Genomic DNA, 21,274 nt, shown 5'->3' with positions numbered 1-21,274 from the left:
ATATCAATAATATAAACCACTACAGGAACTATCCCTTTTTAATATTGGGTGAATCCCTACGCCGAGACTTACCTGCTCCATAAAAAGATGTTAAAATTGACTAATATCAATTACGGCTTGAGCAGACCTATGATCCCGGAAAAGAGAATTATACGACGCATTCAGTCTGGCGGTTGCGCTATCCATTGTCAGGATTGCAGCATCAGCCAGCTTTGCATCCCGTTCACTCTTAATGAGCATGAGCTTGATCAGCTGGATAATATTATCGAGCGCAAAAAGCCCATCCAGAAAGGGCAAACCCTCTTCAAGGCCGGTGATGAACTGAAGTCTCTGTACGCCATTCGCTCCGGTACTATCAAGAGCTATACCATCACCGAACAGGGTGATGAGCAGATTACGGGCTTCCATCTGGCCGGTGATTTAGTAGGCTTTGATGCCATCGGGACAGGTCATCACCCTAGCTTTGCTCAGGCGCTGGAAACCTCAATGGTTTGTGAGATCCCGTTCGAAACGCTGGATGATTTGTCCGGTAAAATGCCGAACCTGCGCCAGCAGATGATGCGTCTGATGAGCGGTGAGATCAAAGGCGATCAGGACATGATCCTGCTGCTGTCGAAGAAGAACGCGGAAGAGCGTCTGGCTGCCTTTATCTACAACCTGTCACGCCGTTTCGCGCAGCGCGGTTTCTCTCCTCGTGAGTTCCGCCTGACCATGACCCGTGGCGATATCGGTAACTACCTTGGTCTGACGGTAGAAACCATCAGCCGTTTGCTGGGTCGTTTCCAGAAAAGCGGCATGCTGGCGGTAAAAGGCAAATACATCACCATCGAAAACAGCGACGCGCTGGCGGTGCTGGCGGGTCATACTCGTAACGTTGCCTGATAGGTTCTGCACTTGCTTGCCTGAAAACCCCGAATCTTCGGGGTTTTTTATTTTGTCTCATAGACAAAACTGACCCGTTTTCCCTCCGCCTGGTCACGCTTAGCGCTAGCCTTTCTGCACATCAAATTTATCCTGTTTATTGATCTGGCAAAGGTTATCCCCTGTTTCATTCTCCATATATGAGTTATCTTTTACTTACAAACTGTGGTTACAGCTGTAAGGAGACCTGTATGGCCAAGTATCAAAATATGCTCGTTGCTATCGATCCTAACCAGGACGATCAGCCTGCGCTGCGCCGTGCCGTTTATCTGCATCAACGGATTGGCGGTCGCATCAAAGCCTTTTTGCCTATCTATGATTTCTCTTATGAAATGACCACCCTTTTGTCTCCTGACGAGCGCACCGCAATGCGCCAGGGCGTAATTAGCCAGCGAACCGCATGGATCCGCGAGCAGGCGAAATTCTACCTGGAAGCAGGCGTTCCGCTGGAGATTAAAGTGGTGTGGCACAATCGTCCATTTGAGGCGATTATCCAGGAGGTCATCAGCGGCGGTCACGACCTGCTGCTGAAAATGGCGCACCAGCACGACAAGCTTGAGTCGGTTATTTTTACCCCTACCGACTGGCACCTGCTGCGTAAATGCCCTTGCCCGGTCTGGATGGTGAAAGATCAGCCCTGGCCGGAAGGCGGTAAAGCGCTGGTGGCCGTCAACCTCGCCAGCGAAGAGGAGTATCACAACGCGCTGAACGAGAAACTGGTAAAAGAGACAATAGAACTGGCAGAGCAGGTCAACCATACCGAAGTTCACCTGATTGGCGCCTATCCTGTTACCCCTATCAATATTGCCATCGAACTGCCTGATTTTGACCCAAGCGTATATAACGATGCCATTCGCGGGCAGCACCTGCTGGCGATGAAATCACTGCGTCAGAAATTCAGCATTGATGAGAAGTTCACCCACGTAGAGAAAGGGTTGCCTGAAGAGGTTATCCCAGACTTAGCCGCGCATCTGGATGCCGGTATCGTGGTGCTGGGCACGGTTGGCCGTACCGGTATTTCGGCGGCATTCCTCGGTAATACCGCGGAACAGGTCATTGACCATCTGCGCTGCGATCTGCTGGCGATTAAGCCGAACGATTACCAGACGCCGGTCGAGATGGATGACGAAGAGGACGATTAACGCTCCTGATGATGGTAATAAAAAAACCGGCGCAAGCCGGTTTTTTTCTGTCTGGAGTAGATTCCCCGGCATCGCGATGTTCGGCCGGGCTTCAAACGACACACCTATCAGTGGAGCCCTAGTCGCCAGGCAAAATCGATCTCTTCTTTAAGCTCAATCGCGGAAAGCGACATCAGGTCGGCAAATTCCAGCTCAAGCTGCTTAACGCGTTTCAGATATTGTGCGGGGGTTAACGGCGTGGTTTCACGGCGGAGATATTCGATGGCCAGTTGTGCAGGCGATAACAAGGTATCCATAATTTCCTCATAGGTGTGGACGACGTTGAGTAGTATAACACCGATGAGCGCGCAATTTTTGACCAAAAGCAATCAAGCCACAAATAAAAAACCGCCGGTCAGGCTGACGCGGCGGCTTATCATTCACATTATCTATCAGAGCGCTTTCAGAATCGCGTCCACGCTGGCTTTGGCATCGCCAAACAGCATAGAGGTATTCTCTTTAAAGAACAGTGGGTTCTGCACGCCTGCGTAGCCGGTGTTCATTGAGCGTTTGAAGACGATAACGTTCTGCGCCTTCCACACTTCCAGAACCGGCATCCCAGCGATTGGGCTCTTCGGATCGTCCTGCGCAGCCGGGTTAACGGTGTCGTTCGCGCCGATAACCAGCACGGTATCGGTATCGGAGAAGTCGTCGTTAATCTCGTCCATTTCCAGCACGATGTCGTAAGGCACCTTCGCTTCCGCCAGCAGCACGTTCATGTGACCCGGCAGACGCCCGGCAACCGGGTGAATACCGAAACGCACCTTAATGCCGCGCGCACGCAGTTTGTCGGTAATTTCAGCCACCGGATACTGCGCCTGCGCCACCGCCATGCCGTAGCCTGGGGTGATGATCACCGTATGGGAGTTTTTCAGCATTTCAGCCGTCTCTTCCGCGGTGATTTCGCGGTGCTCGCCCACTTCTTCGTCGCTACCGGTAGAGGAACCATCGGTACCAAAACCACCGGCGATAACGCTGAAGAACGAACGGTTCATCGCTTTACACATGATGTACGACAGGATGGCACCGGAAGAACCCACCAGCGCACCGGTGACGATCAGCAGGTCGTTGCTGAGCATAAAGCCCGCCGCCGCCGCCGCCCAACCGGAGTAGGAGTTCAGCATGGAGACCACTACCGGCATATCCGCACCGCCGATGGATGCCACCAGATGCCAGCCGAAGGCCAGCGCGATAACGGTCATCACCAGCAGGCACAGCACTTGAGTACCGACGCTATCGGTACGCACGAAGGCCACCAGCAGCAGGAAGGAGACCACCAGCGCCGCCAGGTTCAGCTTATGACGGTTTGGCAGCATCAGCGGCTTGGAAGACATCTTGCCGCACAGCTTGCCGAACGCCACGATAGAACCGGTAAAGGTTACTGCACCGATGAAGATGCCGAGGAACACTTCGGTCAGGTGAATATTGACCAGAATCTGCTCCATGCCGGTTTCGTGCTGCAGGTAGCTGTTAAAGCCAACCAGCACGGCCGCCAGACCAACGAAGCTGTGTAGAACCGCCACCAGCTCAGGCATTTCGGTCATTTCGACTTTCTTCGCCAGGCGAATGCCAATCGCGCCGCCGATGATCATCGCCAGCAGGATCCACGCTACGTTGCTGGTATCCGGCCCGAAGATGGTCGCAATCAGGGCGATAGCCATCCCGGCAATACCGTAGTAGTTGCCCTGCTGGGACGTTTCGTGTTTTGACAGCCCTGCCAGGCTAAAAATAAACAGGATCGCGGCAACAATGTATGCAGCTGTAACTAATCCTCCAGACATTTGTTAACCCCTTATCCTTTGCGGAACATTTTCAGCATGCGCTGAGTGACGGTGAAACCACCAAAAATATTAATGCTGGCGATCAATACCGCGATAAAACTCAGGAAGCTGACCCAGCCACCATGGCCAATCTGCAGCAGCGCGCCCACCACGATGATGCCGGAAATGGCATTCGTGACCGACATCAGCGGCGTGTGCAAGGCATGAGAGACGTTCCACACGACGTAGTAACCCACTACGCATGACAGCGCAAACACCGTAAAGTGACCGAGGAACTCTTTCGGCGCGACGTTTGCCAGCCAGCCGAACAGAATAATCACCAACGCCATCAGCGCGTATTTGCGCCATGGTGAAGCCGGTTTTGGCGCTTCTTTCGGCTCTTCAACCGCTTTCTTCGCTGCCTGAGGCTGTGCAGAAACCTGAATCGGCGGTGCCGGCCAGGTGACTTCGCCTTCGCGGATCACGGTCACACCGCGAATCACGACGTCGTCAAAGTCGATGGTGACGTTGCCGTCTTTCTCTTTGCACAGCAGGTTCAGCAGGTTAACGAGGTTAGTGCCGTACAGCTGGGAGGATTGGGTCGGCAGGCGACCCGCAAGGTCAGTGTAGCCAATCACCTTCACGCCGTTTGGCGTGGTGACGATTTGGTTTGCCACGGTGTATTCGCAGTTACCGCCGTTTTGCGCCGCCAGGTCAACAATCACGCTGCCTGGGGTCATGGAATCAACCATTTCGCGGGTGATCAGCTTCGGCGCCGGTTTACCTGGAATTAGCGCCGTAGTCACAATGATGTCGACCTCTTTTGCCTGCGCGGCAAACAGCGCCATTTCCGCTGCGATAAACGCTTCGGACATCACTTTCGCGTAGCCATCACCACTGCCGGCTTCTTCTTTAAAGTCCAGTTCAAGGAACTCGGCGCCCATACTCTGCACCTGTTCTTTCACTTCTGGACGCGTATCGAAGGCTCGCACAATTGCGCCAAGGCTGTTTGCTGCACCGATCGCCGCAAGACCTGCGACGCCGGCACCAATCACCATCACTTTTGCCGGAGGCACTTTCCCTGCCGCAGTGATTTGACCAGTAAAGAAGCGACCAAACTCGTGAGCCGCTTCAACAATCGCACGGTAACCGGCGATGTTGGCCATCGAACTTAAGGCATCAAGCGACTGCGCGCGGGAGATGCGCGGCACGGAGTCCATCGCCATCACGTTGATATTGCGGGCGGCCAGTTTCGCCATCAGCTCGGCGTTTTGCGCGGGCCAGATAAAGCTAATCAACGTGGTGCCTGGATTCAGCAGCGCAATCTCTTCGTCCAGCGGCGCGTTAACCTTGAGGATAACATCGGACTGCCAGACCGCATCGCCAGAGACTATTTCGGCTCCAGCCTGAACAAACGCGTCATCATCAAAACTTGCCAGTTTTCCTGCACCACTTTCAATTGCCACGCTGAAACCGAGCTTAAGCAGCTGCTCCACCGTCTTCGGCGTTGCTGCGACTCGCGTTTCCTGGGCCCACCTCTCTTTTGGTACACCAATACGCATAACTATTCCCTTACATCGGTTCTAATTTGATGGTTTGCCATTTTGTCAGTATGTTGCGGATGACCCGTCAGCGAACAAACAGGCGAGCAACCTGAATAAATAAAACAGTAACAAACTGTCTATAACCTACTGAAAATCCCGATTGTGATCTAGCTCCGAAAAATACTATTTTTGCATTAAATGCCAAATACCGAGTGGTGACGGTTACAAACAGCGATATTTACCCCCGATTTGATTAGCGAGCCTCATAAATCGCTTCATCAGCGAGTGAAAACATGATTATTTGCGGGCAGGATATGCCAATTAACATTCCATTAACTTAAAAAAGTCATAAGGTTGACCGGTTTTTCTGGTCAAGAGCCCGTTTTTTCAACATATCAGGAAAAGTTATCCAAAACCGTCATCGGGTTCGCATCTGAAGTTAAAAATGACGCAGACAGTGGAGTCATTTCAATGCCATAATCAGGCGTTTCCCGTTTACAACATTTCCCGAATTTGGTTTGCGCAAGGCGAAGGATTATTTTTATGAAGCTTAAGAACACCCTCCTCGTGTCCGCCATGCTGACTGCCGCGGCCATGTCCGCTCAGGCAGCTACCGAGCTGACCCCGGAGCAAGCGTCCGCACTGAAGCCCTATGATCGTGTCGTGATTACCGGCCGTTTTAACGCCATTGGCGATGCCGTTCAGGCAGTCTCCCGTAAAGCGGACAAAGATGGCGCAGCCTCCTTTTACGTTGTCGACACCTCTGATTTCGGCAACAGCGGGAACTGGCGCGTAACGGCTGATTTCTACAAAGCCGATGCAGCAAAATCAGAAACCCCAAAAAACCGCGTGATCAACGGTATCGTTGAACTGCCTAAAGATCAGGCCGTTGCACTGGTGCCTTACGACACGGTGACCGTACAAGGCTTCTACCGCAGCCAGCCTGAAGTCAACGACGCCATCACCAAAGCGGCGAAGGCTAAAGGTGCGGCATCATTCTTCATCGTGCGTCAGGTTGATGCCAACGACGGCGGTAACCAGCGCGTCACCGCGTACATCTATAAAGCCGATGCGGAAAAACGCGTTCTGCAGAGCCCGGATGCGATTCCAGCCGATTCTGACGCTGGCCGTAAGGCGCTGGCCGAAGGTGGCGCAGCCGCCAAACAGGTTGAAATCCCTGGCGTTGCGACTACCGCAGCCGTGGGCGCAGGCACCGGCGTAGGTCGCTTCTTCGAAACGCAGTCCTCTAAAGGCGGGCGTTACAGTGTCACGCTGCCGGACGGCACCAAAGTGGAAGAGCTGAACAAAGTGGCTGCCGCGCAGATGGTTCCGTTCGACAGCGTTAAGTTCACCGGTAACTACGGCAACATGACCGAGGTTTCCTACCAGGTCGCGAAGCGCGCCGCGAAGAAAGGCGCGAAGTACTATCACATTACCCGTCAGTGGCAAGAGCGTGGCGGTAACGTCACCATCAGCGCCGACCTGTACAAGTAATCCTCAAAAGCCGGTGATACTCTCGCCGGCTTTTTTTCATCACGATCCCGTCCTCTCGTATCTGCGTATTTTTAAATCAGCCAACCCGTCTCACCATCCGTTTTTTATCTTTCCGCGTTCGATAGTGTGACTTTTTCGGACATACATTGTTGCATGTATGCATCGCTCTCCGTAAAATCGCCGCCTCAGCGCAATCCTCCATTTTTATGCGATTTCGCCAAATAAATATTCTTGTTCTTCTTCTTCCGCGACAGGATTCACATGGAAAAGAAATTAGGGCTTAGTGCCCTGACGGCGCTGGTGCTGAGCTCAATGCTTGGAGCGGGCGTTTTTAGTCTGCCGCAAAATATGGCGGAAGTCGCCAGCCCCGCTGCGCTGTTGATCGGTTGGGCGATCACCGGTGTCGGCATCCTGTTTCTTGCCGTGGCGATGCTGGTGTTGACCCGCATTCGTCCGGACCTCGACGGCGGTATCTTTACCTACGCCCGCGAAGGTTTCGGCGAACTGGTTGGCTTCTGCTCCGCCTGGGGCTACTGGCTGTGCGCGGTCATCGCCAACGTCTCCTATCTGGTTATCGTCTTCTCGGCGCTGAGTTTCTTTACCGATACGCCCGAGATGCGCCTGTTTGGCGACGGCAATACCTGGCACTCGGTCGTCGGCGCGTCGGTACTGCTGTGGATCGTCCATTTTCTGGTCCTGCGCGGCGTGCAGACAGCCGCCAGCATCAACCTGGTGGCAACGCTGGCAAAGCTGGTGCCGCTCGGGCTGTTTATCGTGCTGGCCGCTCTTGCCTTCAACAGCGACCTGTTTACTCTTGATTTCCACGGCATCGATTTAGGCGTGCCGGTCTGGGAACAGGTGAAAAATACCATGCTGATTACCCTGTGGGTGTTTATCGGCGTGGAAGGCGCAGTGGTGGTTTCTGCTCGTGCGCGCAATAAAAGAGACGTCGGGCGCGCTACGCTGCTGGCGGTCATCTCAGCGCTGGGCGTTTATCTGCTGGTGACGCTGCTGTCGATGGGCGTCGTTGCACGCCCTGAGCTTGCTGAAATGCGTAACCCGTCGATGGCGGGCCTGATGGTGCGCATGATGGGCTCGTGGGGCGAAGTGGTGATTGCTGCTGGGCTGATTGTTTCAGTCTGCGGCGCTTACCTGAGCTGGACGATTATGGCGGCGGAAGTGCCGCTGCTGGCCGCGACGCACAAAGCGTTTCCGCGTATTTTTGCGCGCCAGAACGCCAATAATGCGCCGTCCGCTTCGCTTTGGCTGACCAACCTCAGCGTGCAGGCAAGCCTGGTGCTGATCTGGCTGACCGGGTCAGACTACAATACGCTGCTGACCATCGCATCCGAAATGATCCTCGTGCCTTATTTCCTGGTCGGCGCGTTCCTGCTTAAAATTGCGAATCGTCCGTTACATAAGCTTATTGGTGTCGGCGCCTGTGTTTATGGCTTATGGTTATTGTATGCTTCTGGCCCCATGCACCTGCTGCTGTCGGTCGTACTCTATGCGCCAGGGCTACTGGTCTTTATTTATGCGCGCCGCACCCATGTCGATAACGTCATGCTGAAGCGTCGCGAGTTGGCTTTAATTGGTTTGCTTCTGGTTGCCGCCGTACCGGCAACGTGGATGCTGGTGGGGTAACGCATGTGGCCCCATCGTCTTTAATATAAGGAGAGTACGATGGGAAACATGCTATCACGCCCGATTCTGATAACCGGTGGAGGCCGCCGCATTGGCCTCGCCCTTGCCCACCACTTTCTCACCCAGCAGCAACCGGTCATCCTAAGCTACCGCACCCACTACCCGGCTATCGACGTAATGCAGCGGGCTGGAGCAGTCTGCATTCAGGCGGATTTCTCCACCGACGAGGGAATTTATAACTTCGCGGATGCGGTGAGAACCCACTGCTCCAGCCTGCGCGCGGTTATCCATAACGCCAGCGACTGGCTGGCGGAGAGCCCTGGCGCATCCCTTAGTCATGTATTGAACGCGATGATGCAAATTCACGTCCACGCGCCCTATCTGCTTAACCATGCGCTGGAAGATATGCTGCGCGGCCACGGGCACGCCGAAGGCGATATTATTCACTTCACCGATTATGTGGTGGAGCGCGGCAGCGATAAGCACATCGCCTATGCCGCCAGTAAAGCGGCGCTGGATAACATGACCCGCTCTTTCGCCCGCAAACTGGCACCGGAAGTTAAGGTGAACGCGATTGCACCTGCGCTGGTATTGTTCAACGAAGATGATGACGCAGAGTATCGCCAGAAAGCACTCAATAAATCGCTGATGAAGATTGCCGCCGGGGAGAAAGAGATTATCGATCTCGTCGAGTATATCCTCGGCAGCTGCTACGTCACCGGGCGTACCTTTGCCGTCGACGGCGGCCGCCCGCTGGTCTAGCGCTTAGTGGAAACGCCCCCACAAAAAGATCAGCAGCCAGGCGCTGACGCCCCAGCAGGCCACCGCGCCTGCTAGCGCCAGCGGCAGGCGCATCATGCCGGTGAGGTACCACAGCGACAACAGGTAGAGAAAGTACGGGATAATCGACCACATACCGAACACGATGGTCGTTCGCAGTGCCTCGGTGCCTCGCTCGCTGGCAACAATATAATGTGCGATCAGCGCAAAAGTGGGAAACAGCGGGATCAGCCCCGCAATCGCATAGTTTTTGGTTTTCGCTAAAATCCCGATCAGAACAACCACCAGCGCCCCAAGCAGCGCCTTAATTAACAATCCCATTGCATTATTTACCGATAAACAACATGTTGCCTGAGCATAACGGAAGTCTGCTCATAGATAAAAGGTTAATACAGCACGGGAATTGAGAAAGCAGAGGTGGCAGGCGATGGGCGCTCAGTGTATCGTAGCGTTTTTTCCGTCAGTGCGTAGAGTAATGAATAAGATCGTTTATGTTGAGGATGATCCGGATGTTGGGGCGCTGATCGCCGCTTATCTCGGAAAGCATGATATGGATGTGGTGGTCGAGCCGCGTGGCGACAATGCTGAAGCGACGATCGCCCGCGAGAACCCGGACCTGGTGCTGCTGGACATTATGCTGCCGGGTAAAGACGGCATGACGCTGTGTCGTGACCTGCGCGGCCAATGGACCGGGCCGATTGTGCTACTGACCTCGCTCGATAGCGATATGAACCATATTTTGTCCCTGGAAATGGGTGCCAACGATTATATTCTCAAAACCACCCCACCCGCCGTGCTGCTTGCGCGTCTGCGCCTGCATTTACGCCAGCGCCCAGCCACCAGCAACAGTATTGTACAGGCCCAGCCAACGTTGACGCAGCACAAAGCGATTCGCTTCGGTACCCTTTCCATCGACCCGGTCAACCGTCAGGTGCTGCTGAGCGGCGAGAATATCGCGCTGTCGACGGCGGATTTCGATCTGCTGTGGGAACTGGCGACGCACGCCGGACAAATAATGGATCGCGATGCGCTGCTGAAAAACCTGCGCGGCGTAACCTATGACGGTATGGACCGCAGTGTAGATGTGGCGATTTCGCGCCTGCGTAAGAAACTGCTCGATAGCGCCACCGAGCCTTACCGCATTAAAACCGTGCGCAATAAAGGCTATCTGTTCGCGCCGCACGCCTGGGAATAATACCCACCCCAACAGCATAATATGCTGACTATAAAACTATAACCCTCGAGAGGCGGCGCACCACCCCTCTCAAAAACAGCGTGTTTATGCTGCCAGTTGCGTACTAAACACGCTGCTGGCAATATTATCTATAATACCGTTCACTATTGCGTCAACTCGGCCGTCGTCACGCCTCGCGCAAAGCCCGCTTCAAGCAGCCCCAACGTCACGTTGAAGATCGCTTCAGCGCTCAACCCCTCGCCCAGCGGAAAACTCAGTACCGCATCGCGAACGATCGTCATGCTCAGCCCCAGATCGGCCCCGGATCGAATCGTTGAGTTAACGCAGAAACCGGCCACTGCGCCAATCACCGTTAATTCGTTAATGTTCTCGCGCTGTAGCCACTGGTAGAGATCGGTCGAACTAAACGCCGACGAGGTTCGCTTGATAAAGACCTTTTCTTCGCCCTGCTCCTCAAATCCTTCGACCGGTGGGAAATGCGGGGAGTCTTTTTGCAAGTCGGATCCGGGTTCTGTCGTTTCATGGCGTACATGAAGCACGGTTTTCCCGGCAGCCCTGAAAGAAGCCAGAATCGTTTTCATATTCTCGATGCTCGCGGTGGGAAAATACTCCATGCCACGCGCGATTCTATCGCTGACAAACCGCTGCATATCAATAACCAGTAAAGCCTGCATAACGCCCCCGACAGTTCAGAAAAAAGACAAATTACGAGAATCATGGTGCGAAAACAAGCCGCTAAATATTGTTCAGCCTTCCCCATCGGCCAAACGCATAAAGTCACACTTTTTGCATGCCATCTCAGAATCTTTCTCTCTATAATGCGCGGCGGCACTATTATCCATCCGGGATAATAGGTTAATTAATTGAAAACAACTCTTTCCGGCATTTCAGGTGCTGAATGGGGCAAGAGGCTTAAAGATGTTCATTACACTCGCGTATATTGCGCTTTTTTTGATCTGCTCATGGGGCATTTTCGAAATAGATAAACGCAGTTCATCGCTTTCCCGCTCTGTCTTCGCGGCTATTTTTATCGGCGCGCTCATCGGGCTTTCTCTCCACTTTATCGCCAGCGACAACAGAACCACCGTTATTGATTGGTACAGCGTCATTGGTAACGGCTACGTTAATTTATTAAAGCTGGTCGCCATTCCGCTGATCTTTATTTCCATTCTCTCAGCGATTAATAAGCTCGAAAATAATGCGGGGATCGGCAAAATGTCGCTAACCATCGTCGCTTGTATGCTGATTCTGGTGATGATCGCCGGGTTTGTTGGCCTGACAATGGCGCATACCCTGGGGCTGAGCGCCAGCACCTTTGGTCAGATGCAGTCCACGCTAACCGCTGACGATGTGTCCAAAACCGCCGCCGTTTCACTGCCGCAACTCATCACCTCCCTGATTCCCACCAATCTGTTCCTCGACCTGACCGGCGCCAGAAGCGTTTCGGTGATCGGGATTGTGATATTTACTCTGCTGGCAGGTATCGCGCTGCTGAAAGTGAAAAAAGAGGCACCGGAAGAAGGCGCGAAATTAAGTACCGGCATTAACGCCATTCAAATTTGGGTCATGAAGATGGTACGCATCGTTATTGCCCTCACCCCCTATGGGGTGCTGGCATTAATGGCGAAAGTCTTTTCCACCTACCAGCTCGCGCAATTTACCAGCCTGCTCGGCTTTATTGTCGCCTGTTACCTGGCGGTGGTGATGATGTTTGTCGTGCACGCCATTTTGCTGGTGCTGAGCGGGCATAACCCATTGCGCTACTATAAAACCGTGTGGCCTGTCCTGACCTTTGCCTTTGTTTCCCGCAGCAGCGCGGCGGCTATTCCGCTGGCGATTACCGCGCAGGAGAAATTTGGTGTACCGAGCACCATTGCCAATATCGCTGCCTCGTTTGGCTCCAGCATGGGGCAAAACGGTTGTGCCGGGATTTATCCGGCCATTATGGTGGCGATGATTGCGCCAACAATGGGCATCGACCCGTTCTCCGTGCATTTCCTGGTGACGCTGCTACCTGCCATCGCGCTGGGCTCCATCGGCGTGGCGGGTGTGGGCGGCGGCGGAACCTTTGCCGCACTGATTGTGCTTTCCACCCTAAATTTTCCGGTGGCGCTGGTCGGGATCTTTATTGCGATTGAGCCTATTGTGGATATGGCGCGTACCGCACTGAACGTGAATGGCTCGATGATGTCCGGCGTGATTGCCAGCCGGATATTGACCAAGGATGAGACGACGCAAGAAACAGAAGCGTCGCTGAATTGATAGCACGCGCCTCGGTGCCCTGAACGCCGAGGCGCGTTAAATAGCGGTATCACTGAGAAAATATTAACGCAGCACAATTTTGCCTATCAGATAGGTCGTCGCCTGCCCGCCAATATGAACGCGGTCACCCAGATAACGGCAGCGCAGTTCCCCACCGCGATCCACGCCCTGATGCGCCATCATCTCCGTTTTGCTCAGCTTTTCAGCCCAGTAAGGGATGAGCATGCTATGCGCCGAACCGGTTACCGGATCCTCAGCCACGGCTTCACCTGGGCAGAAGAAGCGGCTGACAAAATCGTACTCGCCCGTCCCTGGCGCGGTGACGCAGACCATTTTTCCCAGCGGCACCATGGCGTTAATATTCGGCCGCAGTGCCTCGACCTGCTGCTGATTTTCCAGTACCACCAGGTAATCGCGCGCGACGCGCACTTCTTTGTATTCGGTGATGCCCAGCGCTTCCAGCAGCAAAGCGGGCGGCGCGACCGGTTCGGTCTTCCAGGCCGGGAAATCAAGCGTTAACCACTCCCCATTGCGAGTCACGGTAAGTGGCCCGACAAAACGGGTATCGAAGTGAATCGTCGCATCGGGGAAATTCAGGTATTCAAAGATGACGTGTGCGGCCGCCAGCGTCGCGTGCCCGCAGAGGTTAATTTCCCCCTGGGTGGTGAACCAGCGGAGTTCAAAGCCGTTATCCGTGGTGACAAAAAACGCCGTTTCCGACTGGTTATGCTGTTTCGCCATTTTCAGTAATGTCGCATCTGGCAGCCATTCGGTGAGCGGGCAAACGGCAGCGGCATTGCCACCAAACGTGGTGGTGGTGAAAGCATCTACCATATAAAAATCGATCTGTTGCATAGCCTAACCTCTCATCAAGCGCAGGAGAATCCGCATCTTTTCCATAGCGGAATGACACAATTTAGATTTTTTTTATGCACTTACACCATAACAGGTCTTATCCCCGCCGCGACAGATTTTCTTGCGTCGGGGACACTATGGCAGTGGAGAGTGAAGAAATAGAGAGAACGTATTATTTCAGTAGCGTTATCATCATCTGGCTAAACATCGGCACATCTTTGTTCAGCGAAAACGCTGGGTTTATCGCCTTGCGCGCAATCAATCCATCAATAAACGCAAACAGAATAATGGTCATTTCTTCCGGGTGAATATCCTGGCGAAATTCCCCCGCCGTTATCCCTTGTTCAATGATTCCAGCAATGCTTTTTCGCATAATGCGGTCGCTGGAAATAAAGGTTTCCTGTAGCTCAGGATTACGCGAGGATTCCGCCATAATTTCAACCCACAGGCGGTGCGTAACGGGATAGCCGACATCGCTGATACAAGAGATCACCTGATGGCAAAGGCGTTCAAAATACGTGTCACCGGAAAGTTGTTCATGCGAGTTCAACGCTGAGTTCTGCTCTTCCAGTACAATCGCCCGAATAAGCTCATCCTTACCCTTAAAATAGGTGTACATCGCCCCCTGGCTAATACCGGCGCGCGTAGCGATCTCGCGCACGCTCGTCGCGCTGAAGCCTTTTTCCGCGAAGCAGGCTGCAGCTGCGGTAATCAGCTTATGGTAAGTTTCAGTATCCTTTGACATATTCGCCTTTTGCTTTGTATCTATACCCAAACTTTACCGTCCTTTCACGCCAGTAGCCAGATATGATGCCCCCTCTGACTACCGGCTTGATTCTTATTTCAGCAGCGGTAGCTCATTCAACATATTCTTGAGGTTCAGCATATCCCACGGAAAATGTTCCGCGAGGGTGATCCCGACGACCTCAGCCTGTGAGCTAGCCTGATGAACCAATCTGAGCACTTCCGCCATCGTCAGCTTACCTTCCGCCACATCACCGAAATCATGCTCCCCTCTGCCCGGTTGTGCGAACAGTACCGAACGGAAAAAAGCGGGATCCAGAACGTCGAGATCGATATGAATGGCCAGATAAGCGATGTTCTCTCGGGCAATCCAGGCCAGCACCTCATTCGCACCGTTTTTGATCTCCTCAGGGCTCGACGTGGCGATGCGATGCGCCTCGAGATATTCCTGTTCATAGGCCAGCGGTTTGTGAATACCAGCGATCATGACCTTGGCCGGCGAAAGCGGAGTGGCAACACTCGCCACCAGATCTTTATCGCCCGTCCCCATTAGCGCCCCGAGGACGTGAGCATGTGCATTTGGATACTGCGCGGCGGTCTGGACGTCAGGATGGGAATCAATCCATAACACGCCCAGCTTATCGCCGTATTTATTCAGCAGATGGGCAAACGGCGCTAGCGAAACCAGGCAGTCTCCGCCCAAAACGACCATCGCATCAGGGTCGTGTTTCTCGATAAGCGCTGCCGCGTCACGCAACTGTTGAATAATTTGCGGTTTGCCGGTGATGCCATCGACCTGAGTGAGAGTGTCCGCGTCAGGTAACGCGACCGGAACCTCTTCTACCGGCCCCTTCGCTGCGGGAGCGAGAAAGGAGAGCAGTCGTGAACCAAGGTAATAAGGCGGGTTATTGCCGCCCTGCCATTGAGGGAAATCGAGTCGAAGCGTCTTTTTACTCATGATGTCTCTACCGTAAATACAATAATGAATGAACGTTCATTCATTATCTGTTTGAGATAAAAATGATGCAAGCAAGGATGGTAGAACCCCACATTTATCGTCGCTCATCAACGTCATGGCATGCAGAACCGCGTTATACAGTGTACTCTGCCAGGATAAGCAGGCTTGATGACCCTCTCATCCCCTGCGAATCGGCAAAGCACTGACTACCCCTGAAAATCCCTGGGGAAAACGTATTAGCTAACACATTGAACGTTCGGTGATTTTTCATGAAAAAGCTGTTTGTGCAGTTTTACCTCCTGCTGTTTGTCTGCTTTCTGGTCATGACCATGCTGGTCGGGCTGGTCTATAAGTTCACCGCCGAACGGGCTGGTCGTCAGTCGCTTGACGACCTGATGAAAAGCTCTCTGTATCTTATGCGTAGCGAACTGCGTGAGATTCCGCCACGCAACTGGAGCAAGACGCTCAACGAGCTCGATCTTAACCTGTCGTTTGACCTGCGCATTGAGCCGTTGAGCAAATTCCAGCTGGGCGAAAGATCGATGCAACACCTGCGCGAAGGCGATATCGTCGCACTTGATGACCAGTACACCTTTATTCAGCGCATTCCACGCAGCCACTACGTACTGGCCGTCGGGCCGATCCCCTATCTCTACTTTATGCATGAGATGCGACTGCTGGATATTGCGCTAATGGCGTTTATCGCCATCTCGCTCGCCTTCCCGGTGTTTATCTGGATGCGACCGCACTGGCAGGACATGCTCCGCCTCGAGAGCGCCGCACAGCGCTTCGGCGAGGGGCATCTGACCGAGCGCATTCACTTTGACAGTATGTCGAGCTTCGAGCGTCTTGGCGTCGCCTTTAACCAGATGGCCGATAACATCAATGCGCTGATTGCCAGTAAGAAACAGCTGATTGACGGTATTGCCCATGAACTGCGCACGCCGCTGGTGCGCCTGCGCTATCGGCTGGAGATGAGTGAAAACCTGACCGAAGCCGAGTCATTGGCGCTCAATCGCGATATTGGGCAACTGGAAGCGCTGATTGAAGAGCTGCTGACCTACGCGCGCCTCGACCGCCCGCAGACCGAACTTTCGCTGACCACGCCAGACCTGCCGCAGTGGATCGCCACACACGTTGAAGATGTGCAGGCAGTCAATCCACAGCGCGAAGTGACCATTGACCAGATTACGCCGGGCGATTACGGCGCACTGGATATGCGCCTGATGGAGCGCGTGCTCGACAACCTAATCAACAACGCTATGCGCTACAGCCAGTCGCGCATTCAGGTCAGCCTGATGCTGCACGGTAGCATCGCCTGCCTGCAGGTCGATGACGACGGCCCCGGCATTGCCGAAGGCGAACGTGAGCGCGTATTCGAGCCTTTTGTCCGCCTCGACCCAAGCCGTGACCGGGCCACCGGTGGCTGCGGTTTAGGGCTGGCTATTGTCCACTCTATCGCCGTGGCGATGGGCGGACAGGCGCACTGTGACGTCAGTTCGTTGGGCGGCGCACGGTTCAGCCTGACCTGGCCTATCTACCACCATATCTCCCTGCCCGCGGCTAGCTGACCGCGGTTTGCACGGTGCCAGATTCTGGCTTATAGTGAACGGCGCAGTCAGTATGTTGTAACTAACCACATAACGGAGAGCTCATCATGGCCAGCTACGACCTCGTAGAACGGTTAACCGACACGTTTCGCCAGATAGAGCGTAATCTGCTGGACCTGCGCGATGAACTCTCCGCCTGCCGCCTGCTTACCGCGCGTATTTTTGAGCTGCCGGAAGTGAAGAAAACGTCGGAGCACGCGCCGCTATCCCAGATTCAGGTTGTCCAGCATCTGGGGCAAACCGCCTTTGAGATGGCACTGAAACACTTTAACCATCTGTTTATTCAGCAGCAGTCGGAGAATCTCAGCAGCAAGGCGGCGGTACGTCTTCCCGGCGCTATCTGCCTGCAGGCAACCAACGAACAGCATGAAGCGATCGCCGCACGCGTGCAGCACATTAACGCGTTAAAGGCCGCGCTGGAGCAGATAATCACCGTCGCTTCGGGCCTGCCGTCGGTGGCGCGTTTTGAATGGGTTCATCGCTATATTCCCGGTTTGATCACCCTCAACGCCTACCGCTCGCTCACCCTGCTCTCCGACCCAAGCACCATCCGTTTCGGCTGGGCGAATAAACATATCATCAAGAATCTGACCCGCGATGAAGTACTGGCACAGCTCGAAAAAAGCCTGAAGTCACCGCGTGCGGTGCCGCCGTGGACCCGTGAACAGTGGCAGTCGAGGCTGGAGCGGGAATATCAGGATATTGCGGCGCTGCCGCAGCAGGCGAAGCTGAAAATCAAACGCCCGGTGAAGGTGCAGCCAATTGCCCGCGTGTGGTACGCTGGCGAGCAGAAACAGGTGCAGTACGCCTGCCCTGGCCCGCTGATTGCGGTGATTTCCGGGCGTAACGGCGTCAGCGTGCCGGACCTTGGTGAATTGCTGAACTATGACGCCGATAACGTCCAGCATCGACACAAACCGGAAGCGCAGCCGCTTAAGCTGATGATTGAGCGGCTGCACCTGTGGTTAGCGCCGGATTAAGCCCCGCTTACCTGACTGCCGACCATCTCTTCTGGTCGCACCCAGCGGTCAAACTCCTCGGCGCTGAGATAGCCTAACGCCAGCGCCGCGTTCTTCAACGTCAGCCCCTCTTTGTGCGCTTTCTTGGCAATCTCCGCCGCTTTGTCATAGCCGATGTGGGTATTCAGCGCCGTCACCAGCATTAACGACTCGTTAAGCAACTGATTAATACGCTCGCGGTTAGGCTCAATCCCTACCGCGCAGTGCTCATTAAAGCTCTCCATCCCGTCGGCCAGCAGACGCACGGATTGCAGCACGTTGTGGATGATCATCGGGCGATACACGTTAAGCTCGAAATTACCGGATGCGCCGCCCATATTGACCGCCACATCGTTGCCCATCACCTGGCAGCACAGCATGGTCATTGCCTCACACTGCGTCGGGTTCACTTTACCCGGCATGATGGAGGAGCCCGGTTCATTTTCCGGGATAGAAAGTTCGCCAATGCCGCAACGCGGGCCGGAGGCCAGCCAGCGAACGTCATTGGCGATTTTCATCAACGATGCCGCCAGCCCTTTTAGCGCCCCGTGGGCATGAACCAGCGCATCGCAGGTCGCTAACGCTTCGAATTTATTCGGCGCCGTGATAAATGGCTGCCCGGTCAACGATGCCAACTCTTTTGCTACACGGACGGCGTATTCTGGATGGGTGTTCAACCCGGTGCCGACGGCGGTGCCGCCCAGAGCCAGTTCGCTCAGGTGCGGCAGGCTCTGTTCCAGATGGCGACGATTATGCTCCAGCATTGCCACCCAGCCGGAGAACTCCTGGCCAAGCGTCAACGGCGTAGCGTCCTGCAGATGCGTACGGCCAATCTTGACGATATCGCGGAAGCTTTCCGATTTCTGGCGCAGCGTCTCCTGCAATACCGCCAACTGCGGCAGCAGATGTTGGCGCAGCGCAATCACCGCCGCCACATGCATCGCCGTTGGGAAAACGTCGTTCGAGCTTTGGCTTTTGTTCACGTCATCATTCGGATGCACTTTGCGCATCATGCCGCGCTCGCCGCCCAGCAGTTCGCTGGCGCGGTTAGCCAGCACCTCGTTCATGTTCATATTACTTTGGGTGCCGGAGCCGGTCTGCCAGATAGCCAGCGGGAACTCATCGGGATGCTGATCCCTCAGGACTTCATCGGCGGCCGCCATAATGGCTTCGGCTTTCTCTGCCGCTAATAAGCCTAAATCCAGATTAACCTTCGCCGCCGCGCGCTTGGTCAGCGCCAGGGCATAAATCAGCGAAAGCGGCATTTTCTCGGTGGAGATCCGGAAATGCTCCAGTGAGCGCTGGGTTTGCGCGCCCCACAGTTTGTCGGCGGGAACCTCAATCGGCCCCATAGAATCGCTTTCGCGGCGTGACGTTGTCATTACCTTCTCCTTGAATTCAAAGTGATTGTGAAGTGACATTGCTCTTGCGAAAAAGATAAGTATGAACGGAGAAACAAAAACCGCCCCGAAGGGCGGTAAAAGAGATTATTTCACGCAGCGAGCGCACTGCGACGCCTGAATCTGCTGGAAGAAGTCGTTGCCTTTGTCATCCACCAGGATAAACGCCGGGAAGTCTTCCACTTCAATTTTCCAGATAGCCTCCATACCCAGCTCCGGGTACTCCACGCATTCCAGACTCTTGATGCTGCTTTGCGCCAGCACCGCCGCCGGGCCGCCGATGCTGCCGAGGTAGAAGCCGCCGTGCTTATGGCAGGCGTCGGTCACCTGCTGGCTACGGTTGCCTTTTGCCAGCATGATCATACTGCCGCCTTCCGCCTGCAGCTGATCAACGTAGGAGTCCATACGCCCCGCGGTGGTTGGCCCCAGCGAGCCAGAGGCATAACCTTCAGGGGTTTTCGCCGGGCCCGCGTAGTAGATCGGGTGATCTTTAATGTACTGCGGCAGCCCTTCACCTTTATCCATACGCTCTTTCAGCTTGGCGTGCGCAATGTCGCGACCCACGATGATAGTGCCGCTCAGCGACAGGCGCGTAGAGACCGGGTACTGGGACAGCTGCTTGAGGATATCGCTCATCGGACGGTTCAGGTCGACCTTCACCGCTTCACCCTCGCCCGCTTTACGCAGCGATTCTGGAATGTATTTGCCTGGGTTATTTTCCAGTTTCTCAATCCAGATGCCGTGGCGGTTGATTTTGGCTTTGATGTTACGGTCAGCGGAGCAGGAAACGCCCATCCCGACCGGGCAGGACGCGCCGTGGCGCGGCAGACGCACCACGCGGATATCGTGCGCGAAGTATTTACCGCCGAACTGCGCCCCGAGGCCCAGATTCTGCGCTTCAACCAGCAGCTCTTTTTCAAGCTCAACGTCGCGGAACGCCTGGCCGTGCTCGTTACCTTCGGTTGGCAGACCGTCGTAATACTTGGTCGACGCCAGCTTCACGGTTTTCAGCGTGGCTTCGGCAGACGTACCGCCAATCACAAAGGCAATATGGTACGGCGGGCAAGCCGCAGTGCCGAGGGTGCGCATCTTCTCCACCAGGTAAGTTTTCAGCTTGGCTGGGGTGATCAGCGCTTTGGTTTCCTGGTAAAGGTAGGTTTTGTTCGCCGAGCCGCCGCCTTTGGCGATGCACAGGAACTTATATTCGTCACCGTCCACGCTGTAGAGATCAATCTGCGCCGGCAGGTTAGTGCCAGTGTTAACCTCTTTGTACATATCCAGCGGCGCATTTTGCGAGTAGCGCAGGTTGTCTTCGATAAAGGTGTCGTACACGCCGCGAGCCAGTGCCGCTTCATCGCCGCCGCCGGTCCAGACGCGCTGGCCTTTTTTACCCATGATGATTGCCGTGCCGGTGTCCTGACAGGTCGGCAGGATACCTTTCGCTGCGATATCCGAGTTACGCAGGAACTGCAGCGCCACGTACTTGTCGTTTTCGCTGGCTTCCGGGTCGTTCAGGATATCGGCCACCTGCTGCTGGTGCGCGGGGCGAAGCATAAAGGAAGCATCGTGGAAGGCGTGTTTGGCAAGAAGCGTCAACGCTTGCGGGGCAACTTTGAGGACTTCCTGCCCTTCAAATTCTGCGACGGAAACGTAGTCGTTGCTTAACAGGTAGTATTCGGTCTCATCCTTTTCTAACGGAAAAGGATCCTGATAGTAGAAAGGTTTATTCGACATTGTGCTCTCACTTACTGCTTTGATGATGTTATGAAGGGCAGTCTTTCCATTTGCCCAGGTTAAAAGCGAGTTACCCTATCGTACACAATTTTTTAACAAAAACTGAGACAAGTACGACTTTTTATTTCTGCGGCATACGACAGCGCATTTTTTTGCTTTAATACAGCCCAAAGAATCCACATTGAAACAGGGCT

The 21,274-nt window shown here is 54.4% G+C and carries 19 protein-coding genes; 9 read left to right on the top strand and 10 right to left on the bottom strand.

Annotated features, from left to right (window positions below):
* Positions 1–129 precede the first annotated feature (129 nt).
* Both fnr and uspE read left to right on the top strand, forming a co-directional pair.
* On the top strand, positions 130–882 hold the full coding sequence (gene fnr / locus AB2B48_RS05465; RefSeq protein ID WP_015964308.1) for a fumarate/nitrate reduction transcriptional regulator Fnr: 753 nt from the start codon (positions 130–132) through the stop codon (positions 880–882).
* A 230-nt stretch (positions 883–1,112) separates the two neighbouring features.
* Positions 1,113–2,063 carry a universal stress protein UspE gene (gene uspE / locus AB2B48_RS05460; protein ID WP_368301033.1) on the top strand — a complete coding sequence of 317 codons (951 nt, stop codon included), beginning with the start codon at positions 1,113–1,115 and terminating at the stop codon, positions 2,061–2,063.
* A 107-nt stretch (positions 2,064–2,170) separates the two neighbouring features.
* On the opposite strand, the gene AB2B48_RS05455 is transcribed toward uspE, so the two are convergent.
* From AB2B48_RS05455 to pntA, 3 genes are all read right to left on the bottom strand, one after another.
* Positions 2,171–2,359, bottom strand: coding sequence for a YdiH family protein (locus AB2B48_RS05455; protein WP_035895467.1), 189 nt, complete (start codon positions 2,357–2,359; stop codon positions 2,171–2,173).
* A gap of 135 nt (positions 2,360–2,494) precedes the next feature.
* Entirely contained in the window at positions 2,495–3,883 is a 1,389-nt protein-coding gene (gene pntB / locus AB2B48_RS05450) for a Re/Si-specific NAD(P)(+) transhydrogenase subunit beta (RefSeq protein ID WP_035895466.1), read from the bottom strand.
* Between the two features lie 11 nt (positions 3,884–3,894).
* The gene (gene pntA / locus AB2B48_RS05445; RefSeq protein ID WP_368301032.1) at positions 3,895–5,424 is read right to left on the bottom strand and encodes a Re/Si-specific NAD(P)(+) transhydrogenase subunit alpha; all 1,530 of its coding nucleotides are present in this window, start codon (positions 5,422–5,424) and stop codon (positions 3,895–3,897) included.
* 525 nt (positions 5,425–5,949) lie between these two features.
* Here pntA and ydgH point away from each other — a divergent pair.
* The 3 genes from ydgH (at position 5,950) to folM (ending at position 9,306) form a co-directional block, all read left to right on the top strand.
* Positions 5,950–6,900, top strand: coding sequence for a DUF1471 family protein YdgH (gene ydgH / locus AB2B48_RS05440; protein WP_368301031.1), 951 nt, complete (start codon positions 5,950–5,952; stop codon positions 6,898–6,900).
* 261 nt (positions 6,901–7,161) lie between these two features.
* Entirely contained in the window at positions 7,162–8,544 is a 1,383-nt protein-coding gene (locus AB2B48_RS05435) for an amino acid permease (protein WP_368301030.1), read from the top strand.
* A 39-nt stretch (positions 8,545–8,583) separates the two neighbouring features.
* The gene (gene folM / locus AB2B48_RS05430; protein ID WP_368301029.1) at positions 8,584–9,306 is read left to right on the top strand and encodes a dihydromonapterin reductase; all 723 of its coding nucleotides are present in this window, start codon (positions 8,584–8,586) and stop codon (positions 9,304–9,306) included.
* Between the two features lie 3 nt (positions 9,307–9,309).
* Here the strand turns inward: folM and AB2B48_RS05425 are convergent, their stop codons facing one another.
* On the bottom strand, positions 9,310–9,645 hold the full coding sequence (locus AB2B48_RS05425; RefSeq protein ID WP_185666207.1) for a GlpM family protein: 336 nt from the start codon (positions 9,643–9,645) through the stop codon (positions 9,310–9,312).
* Between the two features lie 154 nt (positions 9,646–9,799).
* Between AB2B48_RS05425 and rstA the strand changes: the two genes are divergently transcribed.
* Positions 9,800–10,519 carry a two-component system response regulator RstA gene (gene rstA / locus AB2B48_RS05420; protein WP_368301028.1) on the top strand — a complete coding sequence of 240 codons (720 nt, stop codon included), beginning with the start codon at positions 9,800–9,802 and terminating at the stop codon, positions 10,517–10,519.
* 143 nt (positions 10,520–10,662) lie between these two features.
* Here the strand turns inward: rstA and AB2B48_RS05415 are convergent, their stop codons facing one another.
* A complete protein-coding gene (locus tag AB2B48_RS05415; RefSeq protein ID WP_368301027.1) occupies positions 10,663–11,193 on the bottom strand; it encodes an isochorismatase family protein in 531 nt (176 codons plus the stop codon).
* A 244-nt stretch (positions 11,194–11,437) separates the two neighbouring features.
* Here AB2B48_RS05415 and AB2B48_RS05410 point away from each other — a divergent pair, with 244 nt between their 5' ends.
* Positions 11,438–12,781, top strand: coding sequence for a cation:dicarboxylate symporter family transporter (locus AB2B48_RS05410; RefSeq protein WP_368301026.1), 1,344 nt, complete (start codon positions 11,438–11,440; stop codon positions 12,779–12,781).
* 63 nt (positions 12,782–12,844) lie between these two features.
* Here AB2B48_RS05410 and AB2B48_RS05405 read toward each other — a convergent pair whose 3' ends face one another.
* The 3 genes from AB2B48_RS05405 to AB2B48_RS05395 form a co-directional block, all read right to left on the bottom strand.
* Positions 12,845–13,636, bottom strand: coding sequence for a PhzF family phenazine biosynthesis protein (locus AB2B48_RS05405; RefSeq protein ID WP_368301025.1), 792 nt, complete (start codon positions 13,634–13,636; stop codon positions 12,845–12,847).
* Positions 13,637–13,808: 172 nt separating this feature from the next.
* On the bottom strand, positions 13,809–14,381 hold the full coding sequence (locus tag AB2B48_RS05400; protein WP_368301024.1) for a TetR/AcrR family transcriptional regulator: 573 nt from the start codon (positions 14,379–14,381) through the stop codon (positions 13,809–13,811).
* 93 nt (positions 14,382–14,474) lie between these two features.
* Positions 14,475–15,338: an arginase family protein gene (locus AB2B48_RS05395; protein WP_368301023.1), complete on the bottom strand. Its 864-nt coding sequence runs from the start codon at positions 15,336–15,338 to the stop codon at positions 14,475–14,477.
* Between the two features lie 269 nt (positions 15,339–15,607).
* Between AB2B48_RS05395 and rstB the strand changes: the two genes are divergently transcribed.
* On the top strand, positions 15,608–16,909 hold the full coding sequence (rstB, locus tag AB2B48_RS05390) for a two-component system sensor histidine kinase RstB (RefSeq protein WP_220439996.1): 1,302 nt from the start codon (positions 15,608–15,610) through the stop codon (positions 16,907–16,909).
* Positions 16,910–16,995: 86 nt separating this feature from the next.
* Positions 16,996–17,928, top strand: coding sequence for a DNA replication terminus site-binding protein (gene tus / locus AB2B48_RS05385; protein WP_368301022.1), 933 nt, complete (start codon positions 16,996–16,998; stop codon positions 17,926–17,928).
* Here the strand turns inward: tus and fumC are convergent.
* A complete protein-coding gene (fumC, locus tag AB2B48_RS05380; RefSeq protein ID WP_368301021.1) occupies positions 17,925–19,328 on the bottom strand; it encodes a class II fumarate hydratase in 1,404 nt (467 codons plus the stop codon). The two genes, tus and fumC, sit on opposite strands and share 4 nt — an antisense overlap.
* A gap of 105 nt (positions 19,329–19,433) precedes the next feature.
* Complete coding sequence (gene fumA / locus AB2B48_RS05375) at positions 19,434–21,080, bottom strand: class I fumarate hydratase FumA (RefSeq protein WP_220439994.1); 1,647 nt, start codon at positions 21,078–21,080, stop codon at positions 19,434–19,436.
* Between the last annotated feature and the right edge of the window lie 194 nt (positions 21,081–21,274).

Origin of the sequence: Kluyvera sichuanensis (genome assembly GCF_040930405.1) — a bacterium.
Lineage (GTDB): Bacteria > Pseudomonadota > Gammaproteobacteria > Enterobacterales > Enterobacteriaceae > Kluyvera > Kluyvera sichuanensis.
The sequence above is the reverse complement of the archived record's forward strand: the minus strand, read 5'-3'. Positions and strand labels throughout refer to the sequence as shown.

Bases quoted from the DNA above. Each gene is read 5' to 3' on its own strand.
- fnr (WP_015964308.1), top strand. From the start codon at position 130: ATGATCCCGGAAAAGAGAATTATACGACGCATTCAGTCTGGCGGTTGC.
- uspE (WP_368301033.1), top strand. From the start codon at position 1,113: ATGGCCAAGTATCAAAATATGCTCGTTGCTATCGATCCTAACCAGGAC.
- AB2B48_RS05455 (WP_035895467.1), bottom strand. From the start codon at position 2,359: ATGGATACCTTGTTATCGCCTGCACAACTGGCCATCGAATATCTCCGC.
- pntB (WP_035895466.1), bottom strand. From the start codon at position 3,883: ATGTCTGGAGGATTAGTTACAGCTGCATACATTGTTGCCGCGATCCTG.
- pntA (WP_368301032.1), bottom strand. From the start codon at position 5,424: ATGCGTATTGGTGTACCAAAAGAGAGGTGGGCCCAGGAAACGCGAGTC.
- ydgH (WP_368301031.1), top strand. From the start codon at position 5,950: ATGAAGCTTAAGAACACCCTCCTCGTGTCCGCCATGCTGACTGCCGCG.
- AB2B48_RS05435 (WP_368301030.1), top strand. From the start codon at position 7,162: ATGGAAAAGAAATTAGGGCTTAGTGCCCTGACGGCGCTGGTGCTGAGC.
- folM (WP_368301029.1), top strand. From the start codon at position 8,584: ATGGGAAACATGCTATCACGCCCGATTCTGATAACCGGTGGAGGCCGC.
- AB2B48_RS05425 (WP_185666207.1), bottom strand. From the start codon at position 9,645: ATGGGATTGTTAATTAAGGCGCTGCTTGGGGCGCTGGTGGTTGTTCTG.
- rstA (WP_368301028.1), top strand. From the start codon at position 9,800: ATGAATAAGATCGTTTATGTTGAGGATGATCCGGATGTTGGGGCGCTG.
- AB2B48_RS05415 (WP_368301027.1), bottom strand. From the start codon at position 11,193: ATGCAGGCTTTACTGGTTATTGATATGCAGCGGTTTGTCAGCGATAGA.
- AB2B48_RS05410 (WP_368301026.1), top strand. From the start codon at position 11,438: ATGTTCATTACACTCGCGTATATTGCGCTTTTTTTGATCTGCTCATGG.
- AB2B48_RS05405 (WP_368301025.1), bottom strand. From the start codon at position 13,636: ATGCAACAGATCGATTTTTATATGGTAGATGCTTTCACCACCACCACG.
- AB2B48_RS05400 (WP_368301024.1), bottom strand. From the start codon at position 14,381: ATGTCAAAGGATACTGAAACTTACCATAAGCTGATTACCGCAGCTGCA.
- AB2B48_RS05395 (WP_368301023.1), bottom strand. From the start codon at position 15,338: ATGAGTAAAAAGACGCTTCGACTCGATTTCCCTCAATGGCAGGGCGGC.
- rstB (WP_220439996.1), top strand. From the start codon at position 15,608: ATGAAAAAGCTGTTTGTGCAGTTTTACCTCCTGCTGTTTGTCTGCTTT.
- tus (WP_368301022.1), top strand. From the start codon at position 16,996: ATGGCCAGCTACGACCTCGTAGAACGGTTAACCGACACGTTTCGCCAG.
- fumC (WP_368301021.1), bottom strand. From the start codon at position 19,328: ATGACAACGTCACGCCGCGAAAGCGATTCTATGGGGCCGATTGAGGTT.
- fumA (WP_220439994.1), bottom strand. From the start codon at position 21,080: ATGTCGAATAAACCTTTCTACTATCAGGATCCTTTTCCGTTAGAAAAG.